Origin of the sequence: Streptomyces beijiangensis (assembly GCF_017315755.1) — a bacterium.
Lineage (GTDB): Bacteria > Actinomycetota > Actinomycetes > Streptomycetales > Streptomycetaceae > Streptomyces > Streptomyces beijiangensis.
The window spans coordinates 1-366 of the sequence record NZ_JAFLRJ010000873.1 but is presented as its reverse complement, the minus strand read 5'-3'; the positions used below and the strand labels follow the sequence as shown (position 1 = coordinate 366).

The window sequence follows — 366 nt, the reverse complement described above, 5'->3', positions numbered from 1 at the left end:
CGGCGATCACGTCGTCGTCGGGCCCGAGCAGCAGCCCCACGCGCCACGCCAGCACCGAGCCAAGCAGTCCGCCCACCGCGAGAGCGAGCACCAGCGCGATACCGCCGCTCCGCCGGAACAGGAAGACGGCAGCCGCGGTCACCACACCGAAGGCCAGCGCGAGCAGCATGAAGGTGCCGTCCGCACCGACCGCTTCCTCGCCCTCGCTGTTCTTCAGGAAGACGGCCTTGCCGTCGGAGATCAGCGGGACCTTGGGCGCGAGCCACGCCCAGAGCACCCCGAGCAGCAAGCCCACGACGGCCACCGCCACAGCGACCACCACGGCCTGCCAGAGCTCGGTCCTGAGCCCGGGGCCTTCGTCCGTCG

At 71.9% G+C, this 366-nt stretch carries 1 pseudogene; it reads right to left on the bottom strand.

The window, feature by feature from the left end:
• Window positions 1-366 (bottom strand): annotated as a pseudogene (locus tag J0695_RS39600) (DUF2567 domain-containing protein); the annotation flags it as partial.